Origin of the sequence: Glycomyces sp. L485, from assembly GCF_022548875.1 — a bacterium.
GTDB lineage: Bacteria > Actinomycetota > Actinomycetes > Mycobacteriales > Micromonosporaceae > Glycomyces.
This window is the reverse complement of record NZ_JAKZEW010000030.1, coordinates 9,968-23,245: the sequence shown is the minus strand read 5'-3', so window position 1 is coordinate 23,245 and position 13,278 is coordinate 9,968. Positions and strand designations below refer to the sequence as shown.

General features: G+C 69.9%; 10 protein-coding genes. 7 read left to right on the top strand and 3 right to left on the bottom strand.

Translation table 11 applies throughout. The annotated features are described in order from the left end of the window. Positions 1-29: 29 nt before the first annotated feature. The 5 genes from glmS (at position 30) to L0U85_RS14550 (ending at position 6,389) form a co-directional block, all read left to right on the top strand. Complete coding sequence (gene glmS / locus L0U85_RS14570) at positions 30-1,877, top strand: glutamine--fructose-6-phosphate transaminase (isomerizing) (protein WP_241378490.1); 1,848 nt, start codon at positions 30-32, stop codon at positions 1,875-1,877. 104 nt (positions 1,878-1,981) lie between these two features. Beyond that, positions 1,982-3,571, top strand: a complete 1,590-nt coding sequence (gene dacB / locus L0U85_RS14565) for a D-alanyl-D-alanine carboxypeptidase/D-alanyl-D-alanine-endopeptidase (protein ID WP_241378489.1) — start codon at positions 1,982-1,984, stop codon at positions 3,569-3,571. A gap of 150 nt (positions 3,572-3,721) precedes the next feature. Next, positions 3,722-4,369: a hypothetical protein gene (locus L0U85_RS14560; RefSeq protein ID WP_241378488.1), complete on the top strand. Its 648-nt coding sequence runs from the start codon at positions 3,722-3,724 to the stop codon at positions 4,367-4,369. A 180-nt stretch (positions 4,370-4,549) separates the two neighbouring features. Then, complete coding sequence (locus L0U85_RS14555; RefSeq protein ID WP_241378487.1) at positions 4,550-4,921, top strand: holo-ACP synthase; 372 nt, start codon at positions 4,550-4,552, stop codon at positions 4,919-4,921. Between the two features lie 13 nt (positions 4,922-4,934). Beyond that, positions 4,935-6,389 (top strand): NAD(P)H-hydrate dehydratase, encoded by a 1,455-nt coding sequence (locus L0U85_RS14550; RefSeq protein WP_241378486.1) that lies wholly within the window; start codon positions 4,935-4,937, stop codon positions 6,387-6,389. Here L0U85_RS14550 and L0U85_RS14545 read toward each other — a convergent pair. After that, positions 6,364-6,846 (bottom strand): cysteine dioxygenase family protein, encoded by a 483-nt coding sequence (locus L0U85_RS14545; RefSeq protein WP_241378485.1) that lies wholly within the window; start codon positions 6,844-6,846, stop codon positions 6,364-6,366. The two genes, L0U85_RS14550 and L0U85_RS14545, sit on opposite strands and share 26 nt — an antisense overlap. A 276-nt stretch (positions 6,847-7,122) precedes the next feature. Here L0U85_RS14545 and L0U85_RS21380 point away from each other — a divergent pair, with 276 nt between their 5' ends. After that, positions 7,123-8,091 (top strand): NlpC/P60 family protein, encoded by a 969-nt coding sequence (locus tag L0U85_RS21380; protein ID WP_241378484.1) that lies wholly within the window; start codon positions 7,123-7,125, stop codon positions 8,089-8,091. 43 nt (positions 8,092-8,134) lie between these two features. Here L0U85_RS21380 and L0U85_RS14535 read toward each other — a convergent pair whose 3' ends face one another. Further along, a complete protein-coding gene (locus tag L0U85_RS14535) occupies positions 8,135-10,132 on the bottom strand; it encodes a SpoIIE family protein phosphatase (RefSeq protein WP_241378483.1) in 1,998 nt (665 codons plus the stop codon). A gap of 135 nt (positions 10,133-10,267) precedes the next feature. Further along, positions 10,268-11,470 (bottom strand): LPXTG cell wall anchor domain-containing protein, encoded by a 1,203-nt coding sequence (locus L0U85_RS14530; RefSeq protein ID WP_241378482.1) that lies wholly within the window; start codon positions 11,468-11,470, stop codon positions 10,268-10,270. 252 nt (positions 11,471-11,722) lie between these two features. Here L0U85_RS14530 and L0U85_RS14525 point away from each other — a divergent pair. Next, positions 11,723-13,278 (top strand): HAMP domain-containing protein (locus tag L0U85_RS14525; RefSeq protein WP_241378481.1); only part of this gene is annotated, 1,556 nt, incomplete at its 3' end.

The following is a 13,278-nucleotide window of genomic DNA, read 5'->3' as shown; positions in this document are numbered from 1 at the left end:
TTGCGCGAAACTGCTGTAGGGTTCTCCGCATGTGTGGAATCGTGGGATACGTAGGGCACCGCCAGGCCGTCGACGTCGTGCTCGACGGGCTGCGTCGGCTCGAATACCGGGGCTATGACTCCGCCGGCATCGCGCTGGTGGCCGGAAAAGAGCTCGGCCTGGCCAAGAAGGCCGGGAAACTCGCCAACCTCGAAGCGGCGCTCGGCGAGGCCGGACTGCCCGAGTCCGACTGCGGCATAGGGCACACGCGCTGGGCGACCCACGGCGTCCCCTCCGACCGCAACGCCCACCCGCACATCTCGGCCGACGGCCGGATAGCACTCATCCACAACGGCATCATCGAGAACTTCGGGCAGCTGCGAGGCGAGCTGGAGGCCGAAGGCATCGAGTTCCTCTCCGAGACCGACACCGAGGTCGCAGCCCAGCTCCTCGGCCGCGAATACGGCGAGGACGGCGACCTCACCGAGGCCATGACCCGCGTGTGCGCACGCCTCGAAGGCGCGTTCACGCTCCTGGCAGTCGCCGCCGACGACCCCGACACGGTCGTCGGCGCCCGCCGCAACTCCCCGCTCGTCGTGGGAGTCGGCGAAGGCGAGTACTTCCTCGCCTCGGACGTCGCCGCGTTCATCGCCTACACGACCGAGGCCGTCGAGCTCGGACAGGACCAGATCGTCACCATCGACCGCTCGGGCATCGCCGTCCGCGACTTCGCCGGGAACCCCTCCGAAGGCAAGCCCTACTCGGTCGACTGGGACATCGCCGCCGCCGAGAAGGGCGGCTACGACACGTTCATGCGCAAGGAGATCAACGAGCAGCCGCAGGCGGTCGCCGACACGCTGCGCGGGCGCATCGACGAGTCCGGGCAGATCGTCCTCGACGAGGTTCGCATGTCCGACCAGGACTTCCGCGACGTCGACAAGGTCTTCATCATCGCCTGCGGCACCTCCTACCACGCCGGGCTGGTCACCAAGTACGCCATCGAGCACTGGACGCGCATCCCCTGCGAAGTCGAGCTCTCCTCGGAGTTCCGCTACCGCGACCCCGTCCTCGACCGCTCCACACTCGTCGTCGCGATCTCCCAGTCCGGCGAGACCATGGACACGCTCATGGCAGTGCGCCACGCCAAGGACCAGAAGGCCCGCGTCCTGTCCATCTCGAACACCGTCGGCTCCACCATCCCGCGCGAATCCGACGCGGTGCTGTACACCCGCGCGGGCATCGAGGTCGCCGTCGCCTCGACCAAGGCGTTCCTGACCCAGCTGGCCGCCTGCTACCTCGTCGGCCTCCACCTCGCCCAGACCCGCGGCATCATGTACGCCGACGAGGTCTCGGCCGTCCTCGACGAGCTCGTCGCCACCCCCGACAAGATCGCCGCGCTCCTGGAGAACCTCGAACCGGTCCGCGCCATGGCCCGCGACTCGGCGCCGTTCGGCCGCGTGCTGTTCATCGGCCGACACGTCGGATACCCGGTCGCCCTCGAAGGCGCCCTGAAACTCAAGGAACTCGCCTACATCCACGCCGAGGGCTTCGCCGCCGGCGAGCTCAAGCACGGCCCGATCTCCCTGATCGAGGACGGCACTCCCGTGATCGCGATCGTGCCCAGCCCGCGGGGCCGGTCCCTGCTGCACGACAAGATCATCTCCAACATCCAAGAGGTGAAGGCCCGCGGCGCCAGAGTCATCGCGGTGTGCGAGGCCGGCGACGACATCACCCGCGTCCACGCCGACCACGTGATCGAGACCCCGGCCTCCCCGACGCTGCTCGCGCCCCTGCTGACCGCCGTCCCGCTCCAGGAGTTCGCCGCAGAACTGGCCACGGCCCTGGGCAAGGACATCGATCAGCCTCGGAACCTCGCCAAGTCGGTCACTGTGGAATAGTTGCCCCTACGTTCGTCAAGCAGCGCAAGGTGCGTCGTCCGAGTGGGCGGCGCACCTTCGTTCTGTGGCACCCGCCGACAGGTCACGACATATACACTCACGTCGTGAGAAAACGAACCTTGATCACCGGCCTGGTCGCAGCAGGCGCCGCGACCGCACTCGGCATCGCCGGAACCGTAGTCGCGCAAGCGCAGGAGACCGGCGACGAGGCGCTGGCCGAAGCCATCGACGCGATCCTCGCCGACGCCCGGCTCACCGACTCCCAGGTCGGCGTCGTCGTCGCCGACGCCGACACCGGCGACATCCTCTACGACCACAACGGCGACAAGCGGGCCAACGCCGGCTCCAACAACAAGATCGCCACCGCCGCGGCAGCCCTGGAGACACTCGGCGCGGACTACACCTACACCACCGACGTCATCGGCGACCGGCCCGAGGACGGCGTCGTCGACGGCGACCTCTACGTGCGCGGCTCCGGCGACCCGACCATGCTCGAAGCCGACTACGACGCCCTCGCCGCCGAACTGGCCGACAACGGCGTCAGCCGTATCGACGGCGACCTCGTGGCCGACGACACGGCCTTCGACGACGAGCGCCTCGGCAAGTGGGAATGGGGCGACCTGCAGTACCTGTACGCCTCCGAGGTCTCGGCATTGACCATCGCCTCCGGCGACGACCTCAACGCCGGCACCGTCCGCGTCTTCGTCGACCCCGGTGCAGGCGAAGGCGACCCGGCCTCCATCTCCATGACTCCCGCCAACGACTACGTGACCGTGGTCAACGACGCCGTCACCGGCGCGGCCGGATCCGGCACCTCCGTGTCCATCAACCGCGACAAGGGCGGCAACACCGTCCGCGTCACCGGCACCGTCGCCGAGGACTCGAACGGCACCTACGGCACCCGCGCGGTCATCGACCCGGCCGGGCTCGCCGCCTCGGTGTTCGAGGACGCGCTGGCCGACAACGGCATCACCGTCGCCGGCGATGTCCGGACCGGCGAGACCACGCCGCAGGGCGAGCAGGTCCTGGCGAGCCGCGAATCGAAGCCCCTGTCGGAGCTGATGGCCGGCCTCCTCAAGCCCTCCAACAGCTCCCACGCCGAAGCCCTGCTCAAGACCATGGGCTATGAGGCGAGCGGCGAGGGCACCTTCAGCAGCGGCAAGGCCGCGCTGTACGCCGCGATCGAGAAGTACGGTGTGGACACCGGCCCGATCCGCTTCGACGACGGCTCGGGCCTGTCCCGGCAGAACCTGATCTCGCCCGCGATGATCACCGACCTCCTCGTCGGCGCCAAGGACGCGACCTGGTTCGACACCTGGTACGACGCGCTGCCGATCGCTTGCGAGGACGGCACCCTGGCCAGCCGCATGTGCGGCACTCCCGCCGCCGGGAACGTCCACGCCAAGACCGGCTCGCTCACCAGCGTCTCGGCCCTGTCCGGCTTCGCGACCGACGCCGACGGCCGCGAGCTCGCCTTCAGCATCATGACCAACGACTTCCTGTACTGGACGGTCAAGGACATCGAGGACCAGATCGCGGCGACGATCGCCGGCAACGGCGCGGACTCGAGCGAATCCGAGATCGCCACGTTCAGCAACCTCGAACGAATCGAAGAGCCGCAGATCCCGGCCGAAGTGGCCGACGAAGACCAGATCCAGATGGAATGCTCCTGGGTCGAACCGGCCGTCTGCTAACCGGACGACGGACTCCGCGGGCCCACACCGCTCAGGCGGTCGGGGCCCGTCGGTGTGAAGACGGTGCAGCCGGTCGGTCCGGGTGCCGGTCGAAAAGCGTTGGCGCGCTGGCAGAGGAGAAGTTCGCAATGATGCATTAACCTCGAGTGAATGTATCGATACAAGGAGAAGACCCCGCCGAAGCTCGTCCTAGCCTTCGCCATCGTCTACCTCTGCATCCTGGCCCTGGTCCGACTGGCACAGGGCCGGACGCCCTCCACCGGCGAGGAGTGGCTGTCACTGGCCTACCTCCACGGTGCGATCCTGCTGGTCATCCTGGTTCCGGCCCGGTTCCTGGTCGGCTTCCGGTATCGCATCCGCATCACCGACACCGAGGTCATGTACTACCGCATCAGGACACCGCTGTCCGAACTGGACCCCGCCTCGGTGGCCCAGGCCCGGGTCGAGGCCGACTGGACCGAGGCGGAGCGGCGCGCGGCACACTGGCCCGATGAGAGCGAGAAGTCCTTGGCCGTACGCGACCTTGAGTTGTCCAACGTCTCCAACCGGATTCGCAGGGAAATGGAGCGACTCCGTCCCGACCAGGTCGAGCAGCTTGCCGACCTGCGGGAGCAGGCGAAGGAGCTCGGAGCCGAATCGAATCGCCTCCACTACCAGAAGATGTTCCACCATCCCCGAAAGGGCCTGGAATCGGCGATCCTCCACAAGAAGGACGGCTCGATGATCCTCTTCTACACCGACAGCGCCCGCGAATTCACCCGCGCGCTGTCAGAGGCTCTGGGACGCGCCGCGTCATAGTGCGCCCATGGCTCTCCCCAGCGGCGAATCACCGGCGCCCGTGAGCGAGGCCCCGCGGCAGCGTCTCGGCCGGGCGCGCACTCCGATCCGTGACATCCCTGCGGCGCCGACGGCCTCACCCGCGAGGATGAACTGCCGCGAAAAGGGGCATCCCGCCTGATCCCGTGGCACTCTTGATTGGTGATCGTCGCGGTGGGCATAGACGTAGTGGCAGTGGAGCGCTTCGAGCGGGTGCTGGAGCGCACCCCGACCGTGGCCGACAAGCTCTTCACCGACGCCGAACGCTCGACCCCCGACGGGATCCCGCGCCGCACCGAATCCCTCGCCGCCCGCTTCGCCGCCAAGGAAGCGGTCGCCAAAGCCCTCGGCGCCCCAAACGGAATGCATTGGGCCGACTGCGAAATCCTCTCCGCCCCCGACGGCAGCCCCTCGCTCTCCGTCACCGGATCGGTGGCGGAAGCCGCCGCTCAGCGTGGCGTCTCGCGCTGGCATGTGTCGCTGTCGCATGATGGCGGTATCGCGACAGCGGTGGTGATCGCCGAAACGGTGTGAGAGGGGCAGTCCCATGGACGCAGCTTGGTCATCGGCGGCGGTTCGCCGCGCGGAAGCCGAACTCATGCCGAAGCTCCCACCGGGCACGCTCATGCAGCGCGCCGCCGCGGGGCTCGCCTCAGCGGCCGCCCGGATCCTCAAGCAGGACCCCGGGAACGTCTACGGCTCCACCGTGACCGTCCTCGCCGGGCCCGGCGACAACGGCGGTGACGCCCTGTTCGCCGCCGCCCGCCTCGCCGAGCGCGGCGCCCGCGTCTTCGCCGTCCCCGTCATGGGCACGCGCGTCCACCCCTTCGCCGCCGCCGCGCTCAACCGCGCCGGCGGGCGCCTCACCGAAGACCCGCCCGAAGACTGCGACCTCCTCCTCGACGGCATCCTCGGCATCGGCGGCCGCCCCGGCCTGCCCGACCGCGCCGCCGACCTCCTCGGCCGCATCAGCGCCGGCACCGTCATCGCCGTCGACGTCCCCTCCGGCGTCGAGGTCGACACCGGCGCCGTCCCGGCAGGGGCCGTCACCGCCGATGTCACCGTCACCTTCGGAGCCCGCAAACCCTGCCACGTCCTCGGCGAGGCCGCCCTGCGCACCGGCCGCCTCGAATTCGTCGACATCGGGCTCACGCCCTATCTCGACCCGCACCCGGTCGTCACCGTCGCCGCCGAGACCGACATCCGCTCCTGGTGGCACACCCCAGGGCCCGAGGACGACAAGTACACCCGGGGCGTCGTCGGCGTCGCCGCCGGATCCGACCGCTACCCCGGCGCCGCCGTCCTCGCCGCCTCCGGCGCCCTCGCCGGCCCCGCCGGCTACGTCCGCTACGCCGGCGCCGCCGCCGACCACGTGCGCCGCAGGTACGCCGAAGTCGTCTCCACCGAGACCGTCGAGGAGGCCGGGCGCGTCGAGGCCTGGCTCGTCGGCCCCGGCATCGGCACCGACGAACGGGCCCTGGCCGAACTGCGCGCCGTCCTCGCCTGCTCGGTCCCGGCCGTCATGGACGCGGACGCCCTGACGCTCATCGGCGAACACCCGTCGGTCCTGTCCGGACGCGAGGCCCCCGTCGTCCTCACTCCGCACGACCGTGAATTCGAGCGCCTCTACGGTTCGCCGCCCGGCGACGACCGCGCCGCCGCGGCGGCCGCACTCGCCAAGCGACTCAACTGCACCGTCCTGCTCAAGGGGCACCACACCGTCATCGCCGGTCCCGACGGCGCCGTCTGGGCCAACCCGTCCGGGCGGCCCGCGCTGGCCACCGCCGGTTCCGGGGACGTCCTCGGTGGCTTCCTGACCTCGCTGCTGGCCTCCGGCATGGACGCCGTCAGCGCCGCCGTCGCCGCGGCGTTCCTGCACGGTCGGGCCGCCGGGATCGCATCGAGGGGACGGCGAACCGTCACCGCCTCGGACGTCGCCGCGGCCCTGCCCCAGGCGGTCGGGGCGGTCCTGTCGGCTACCAGTCCTCGCCGGCGCGCTTGACGGCCGACGGCGCCAGCCCGGTCTCGTCGAACAGGTAGGTGCGCATCGCGTCCAGGCCCGGCGAATAGACGTGCAGGCTCACCGCGGGCGCGTCGGAGTCGTTGCGCATGGCGTGGACGGTCCGGTCGTCGACCGTCGACACCTCGCCCGGCGCCAGCTCGGCCCGCTCCAGTCGAGGGAAGGCGCCAGGCCGCACCGTGTACTCGCCCAATCGGCCCGAGACGACGGTGACGGCTGCGGCGGCGGGGCGGTCGAGGCCGCCGTGGTCGTGCAGCTCGGTTCCCTGCCCGGGCAGCCAGCCCAGCAGCCACGCCTCGTGGCCGGGGCCGGCCAGGACGCGTCGGGCCCAGCGGCTCGACTTGGAGAACCGGGGGCGCAGCGCGAGGTGCCCGGCGTAGAACGAGGCGAGGGAGCGGAGGCGGTCGGCCTCCAGGACGGTGAGCGTCAGATCAGGCATGGAGATCGGCTTTCGATGTGTCGGAACGGGTGCGCGAACGGAGAGCCGGGGGCTCAGCGGGTGCCGGGACACCGGCGACAGCGACACATCGTGAAGACCATGACGCACATCGTACCGGAACTCCCAGGCAACTCACCGGAGCGCCGCACCATCCGTGGAATGGGCGTCACGCTGCGAATTTGTCATGCCCGGGCCCTTCCCACGCCCCGTCACGCGCGCTAGGCTCATCTTCGGTCCGTCCCCAGACTTCAGACACCCCGAAGGAGCGCCCTCCTCGTGAAGCATCCGCACCTCCGACGCAAATGGACGTCCGCCGCTCTGGTCGGCGGCCTTCTCGTATCGGCGGTCGCCTCGACCCCCGCCTGGGCCCAGCGCGACCGCGAGGCGGTCGAGGACGAGATCCAGAGCGTGGACGACGATCTCAACACCACGATCGAGGAGTACAACGCCCTCGCGGTCGAGATCGCCGACAACGAGGAGATGATCGACGAGGTCGAGGCCGGGCTCGAAGAGTCCGCGGCCGATCTCGACGACCTGCAGGAGCGCCTCGCCGGCTTCATCACCGAGACCTATGTGGACCAAGGTATCGGCGACACGGCGCTCCTCCTCGAATCGGGCTCCCCCCAGGCGTTCGTGGAACGCCTCGACCGGCTCAACTCCGCGAACATGTACGACTTCGACCTCATGGCCGAGCTGAACACGGCCACCGAGGAGTACACCACGCAGCTCGACCTGCTCACCGAGCTCCAGGAGGACCTGGAGACCGACAAGGCCGAGCTGGAGGACAAGAAGACCGAGATCGAGGCCCGAATGGACGACCTCGAAGCCGAGTGGCGAACAGTCTCGGGTGACGCGGTCCAGAACTACCAGCTGCCGTACATGGACGGCGACCGGGCCGACGTCGTGATGCACGCGCTCGACCAGATCGGCGACCAGTACGTGTGGGGCGCGGCCGGGCCGAACCAGTACGACTGCTCCGGCCTCATGCTCGACGCCTACGCGCAGGTCGGGATCTCCCTGCCGCACAACGCCGCCGCGCAGTACAACATGACCGCGAAGATCTCCCGCGACGAGATCAGGCCCGGCGACCTGGTGTTCTACAACAGCCTGAGCCACGTCGGCATGGCCATCGGCAACGGCTACATCGTCCACGCGCCGAACTCCCGCAGCGTCGTCAAGGTCGTCAGGATCGACCACGGCAACGTCTACTACGGCGCGACGCGCGTCTCGGACTTCGGCGACTAACCCGGATCGACCGAACGGGCCGCGCCATCGGCGCGGCCCGTTCTCACATTCCGTCGCAGCGGACGACGAGGATCGCGATGTCGTCCCTCGGCGAGTCCGGTGAGAACGTCTGGACCGCTTCCAGCAGCGCGGTGGCGATCGAACGGGCCGATTTCCCCGCCACGTCCCGGACGGCCTTGACGACGCGGTCGTGGCCGAACATGACCGACACGTCCCGCCGCTCGGTCACCCCGTCCGTGAAGAACACCAGCGCATCGCCGACTTCGAGGCGCACCTGCCGCGGGTTCACCTTCACGTGCGGGAACAGCCCGACGGCGGTGCCCTCCCGGCCGACCCACTCCACCTCGCCGTCGGCGCGCAGCAGCAGCGGGCGGTCGTGCCCGGACAGACACAGGGTCGCGGCGATCGCGTCGCCGTCGCGGTCGAGCAGAGCCGAGGCGATCGTGGCGTACCGGTAGTCGCCGGGCTGGTCCAGCAGCGTCGAGTTCAGCAGCTCCAGGGCGCGCGGCATGGGACGGCCGTCGCGGGCCATGACCCGCAGCACGTCGCGGACGACGCCGGTGACGGCCGCGGCCTGGGCGCCCTTGCCGCACACGTCGCCGATCGCGACCCACAGCCGCTCGTCGGGCAGCTCGGTCGCGTCGTAGAAGTCGCCGCCGACCTCGGTGCCGAACGCCTCGGCCGGCAGGTACTCGGCGGCGAAGGAGACCCCGGAGACCTCCGGGAGCGTCCCGGGCATGAGCGCGGACTGGAGCTCGTGCGCGACCGCGGCCCGCTCGGCGTGGATGCGGGCGTTGTCGAGCGCGAGCGCCGAGCGCTTCGCGAGGTCGGCGACGACGGCGCGCTCCTCGGTCGAGTGCCGGCGTTGGGCCGGGCGGCCCACCGAGAGGACCCCGATGGTCGTGCCCCTCGCCGACAGCGGGAGTGCGACGCCGTCGATGCCTCGCGGCATCGGCAGCTCCATGCCGGTCCACCCGTCGGTGGCCAGGGACGCCTCGAGGGCGGCCGAGGCGGTGCCGAGGTGCGACCGCCACAACTCGAGTTCGCGCTCCTCCGCGTGGCTGAGCGCCGCCAGGCGCAGCGTCCCGCCGTCGCCGCGCAAATGGACGGCGGCCCAACGGCCGAGCTGAGGGACGATGAGCTGGGGGATGAGGGCGACGGTGAGGTGCTCTTCGAGGGAGTGGGCCAGCAGCTCCCCGGCCTCGGCGAGGTACGTGAGCCAGCCGGAGCGGCGCTGCTCGTCGGTGCGCATCCGGTCGATCTGGAGGGCCAGCGCGACGCGTTCTGCGGTGAGCTGGGCGAGGGGGCGCCAGGACGGGCCGGCGTCGCCGGCGAGTTGAAGCTTCCCGCAGGCGGGAGCGGTCAGCGGCATCTCGACGGTGACCGCGGGCGCGGCGGTGTCGCCGAACTTCGCGAGGATCGAGGCGCCGGAGCCGTCTCCGGGGTCGTATTCGAGGGCGCCGCCGGCGGCGGCGGTGGCGTCGTGGAGCCGGGCGAGGAGCTCGGCGACGAGCTGCTCGACCGGCAGGCGCGACTGGAGCGCGGGGGAGACTGTCAGGAGCGCGGCGAGCTGGCCGAGGTCGGTGACGGGGCCGTCGGGGACGTCGATGCCGCGGGCGGGCCGCTCGGGCGGGGGCGCCGCGGGGTCGCGGTCGATGCGGAACCAGATCGACTTGCCGGTGGCGTCGTGGGTGGTGCCCCACGAGGAGGCGAAGCGGTCGACCAGGAGCAGGCCGCGCCCGCCTTCGGCGGTGACCTCGGGCATGGCGTTCATGTCGGCCGGTTCGATCCCGCCGGAGCGGTAGTCGGTGACGGTGACGCGCACGCCGATGGAGTCGGCGGCGACGGTGAGGTTGATGTCGGTTCCGGCGTGGACGACGCCGTTGGTGGCGAGCTCGGTGGTGAGCAGCAGGGTCTCGTCGAGCAGCTCGCCGAGCCCGGCCTCGGCCAGGACCGTTCTGACGGCGGCGCGGGCGGTGGCGGGGGATCGGTCGTCGGCAGGCAGTCGGAGCCTGCGGGTGGCCCTCTCGGGGTACGTCACGGGGCCCAGTCTATGACGGCGTCGCCTTCGTGTCCGGTACCGGCGGGGTGAATGAGGGACGGCCGCCCCGGCGGTGGAGTCCGGGGCGGCCGTCGCTGTGACTGGTGTTTATCTGTTGCCTTGCGGCGTAAGGGCTTACTCCCAGTTCTGGGCGAGCTTGCGGCGGCGCAGCACGAAGAAGACCACGGCGCCGGCCGCGATCGCGGCCGCGGCGGCCGAGACCATGACGATCGAGCTGCCGCCGGTCTTCGGCAGCTTCTCGCTGCCGGCTTGGTCGGTGGGAGTGTCGTCGCCGGGGTCGGTCTGTGCGCTGTTGAGGCTGAGGACCGCGACGTTGTTGCTGTAGTCGGCGTCGAGCTCCATGGATTCGGTCAGCGCGATGATGCCGTCGGCGGCAGGCTCGGCGGCGACGATCGTGACCGGGAACTGCAGGTTGACTTGCTCGTCGACGGCGACGGAGTCGAACCAGCAGTTGATCTGGCGGTTGGTGATGCCGGTGTCGCGGGGGAAGTCCCGGTCGATGAGAGGGAACGACGAGGCCAGCGAGCAGTAGACGCCGTCCTCGGAGAACGAGTCGGTCTCGTCCCAGGCGGGTTCGGTGCCGGTGGGCAGCTGCACCCGGACGCCGTAGGAGCCTTCACCGGCGCCGACGTGTATCGGGGCCTGGGCGTCGAGCGGGCCGAGGTTGGTGGTGTCGAGGGAGACAGTCACGGTCTCGCCCGATGCGCCCTGGATGTCATAGTCCGGGACGGCCAGGTCGTAGTCTCCCGGCTCGTGATCGGTCGAGTGGTCCATGCTGGGATCGTATTCCCAGGTGCCGTACTCGTCGCTGATCTTGATGAAGTCCTCGACCTCGTCGACGATCTCGCCGTCGATCGCGACGCTGGCCCGGTAGGGGACCTCGTCGCCGGGGTCGCCGTCCTCGCCGACGGAGACCCGGAAGTAGTAATCGCCGAGGTCGAGTCTCCACATGGCGTCGTGGTCGATGTTCTCGTCGATGCAGGTGACAACTGAGTCCGCGGTCTCGCACCGCTCGTCGTCGACGAGTTCGATTTCGAGCTGGCCTTCGGCGGCTGAGAAGTCGAACACGGTGGTGACGGTGAACGGCTCGGTGTCCTTGGTTACCGTTTCCTCGTCGAGGATCGGGCTGAAGACGCCGTACTGACCGTCTTCATAGACGGCCGGCTCGTGGCCCCAGACGGAGTTGACGGACAGCGAGAAGTGTGCGTCAACAGCTGTGTCCTGGGCGAGGGCGGGGGCTGCCGCCGCGAGAGTGAGGGCCGCTGCGGCGACTCCGGCGCCCGCGATGCGGAGGCCGGACCTGATGCGGGGGGACATAGAGCTCCTGTTTCGGGTTTCGTGCCGGTTCTCGGGCGATGGCGCGAGGTCCAATGACTGGACTCTCCCTCGCGGCCTTGCCAACAGAGCCCACACGCCCCACATAGGCCACCGGTTGCGGACATTCTTCAGTTTTATGGTCGCTACCTGCGGTGACTGAACACAATGCTCTGCGTAACCTGCCTTCACGTTTACCGCCTCAGTGTGACAACCTGTAAGGCGAGCCTGTACCCGCAGCTGAGGAAGAACGCCATGACGGACACCGCTTCCCGAACAGCCCCCGCGAACCCGACGGACGAATCCGACCTGCTCCGCACCCTGGCCGACGCCCTGGGCGCGATCGAGCGAGGTGACTTCTCGGTGCGGTTGCCGCGCGGCGAGGGCCTGGCCGGAGAGGTCGTCGACCGCTTCAACGCCGTGGTCGAGCAGGCCGACCGCCAGATCCGCGACCTGGCGCTCATCGCCCGCGTGGTCGGCCAGGAGGGCTCGTGGAACCACCGGCTCGACATCGAGCACCTCGACGGCGGCTGGAGGGACGGCGCAGCCAGCGTCAACCGGCTCGTCGAAGAGCTGGTGCGGCCCACCACCGAGCTGGGCCGCGTTCTGGAAGCGGTTGCCGCGGGCGACCTGACGCAGGAGGCCGCGCTCGAGTTCGAGGGCAAGCAGCTGCGCGGCGAGTTCCGGCGCCTCGGCGAGACCGTGAACCAGATGGTGGGCCTGCTGCGCAGCTTCGCCGCCGAGGTCACGCGCGTCTCCCAGGAGGTCGGCACCGACGGCAAGCTCGGCGGCCAGGCCGACGTCAAGGGCGTCTCGGGCACCTGGCGCAGCCTCACCGACGCGGTGAACACCATGGCCTCGAACCTGACCGACCAGGTCCGCTCGATCTCAACCGTGACGCAAGCGATTGCCGCCGGTGACCTGAAGCAGAAGATCACCGTCAACGCCTCCGGCGAGGTCGCCGAGCTGGCCGACACGATCAACTCCCTGACCGAGACCCTCCAGATCTTCGCCGGCGAGGTCACGCGCGTGGCCCGCGAGGTCGGCACCGAGGGCCGCCTCGGCGGCCAGGCCAACGTGCCGGACGTCTCGGGCACCTGGAAGGACTTGACCGACAACGTCAACTCGATGGCCTCGTCCCTGACCGACCAGGTCCGCGACATCGCCTCCGTCGCCACCGCCGTCGCCACCGGCGACCTGACCAAGAAGATCTCCGTGCCGGCCCAAGGCGAGATCCTCGAGCTCAAGAGCGTCGTCAACACCATGGTCGACCAGCTGTCGAACTTCTCGGCCGAGGTCACGCGCGTGGCCCGCGAGGTCGGCACCGAGGGCCGCCTCGGCGGCCAGGCGCAGGTGTTCGGCGTCTCCGGCACCTGGCGCGATCTGACCGAGAACGTGAACCAGCTGGCGACGAACCTCACCGACCAGGTCCGCAACATCGCGAAGGTCACCAGCGCCGTAGCCGCCGGCGACCTGAACCAGAAGATCACCGTCCGCGCCTCCGGCGAGGTCGCCGATGTCAAGAACACCGTCAACACGATGGTCGACCAGCTGTCCAGCTTCGCCGACGAGGTCACGAGGGTGGCCCGCGAGGTCGGCAGCCAGGGCAAGCTCGGAGGCCAGGCGAACGTCCAGGGTGTCTCGGGCATCTGGAAGGACCTGACCGACAACGTCAACCTCATGGCGTCGAACCTGACCGCGCAGGTGCGCAACATCTCCTCGGTCGCGACCGCCGTCGCCGACGGCGACCTGTCGCGCGAGATCACCGTCGACGCCCAGGGCGAGATGCTCGAACTGAAGTCCACGATGAA

Bases quoted from the DNA above. Each gene is read 5' to 3' on its own strand.
- L0U85_RS14545 (WP_241378485.1), bottom strand. From the start codon at position 6,846: ATGCCTGATCTGACGCTCACCGTCCTGGAGGCCGACCGCCTCCGCTCC.
- L0U85_RS14550 (WP_241378486.1), top strand. From the start codon at position 4,935: ATGGACGCAGCTTGGTCATCGGCGGCGGTTCGCCGCGCGGAAGCCGAA.
- L0U85_RS14560 (WP_241378488.1), top strand. From the start codon at position 3,722: ATGTATCGATACAAGGAGAAGACCCCGCCGAAGCTCGTCCTAGCCTTC.
- glmS (WP_241378490.1), top strand. From the start codon at position 30: ATGTGTGGAATCGTGGGATACGTAGGGCACCGCCAGGCCGTCGACGTC.
- L0U85_RS14530 (WP_241378482.1), bottom strand. From the start codon at position 11,470: ATGTCCCCCCGCATCAGGTCCGGCCTCCGCATCGCGGGCGCCGGAGTC.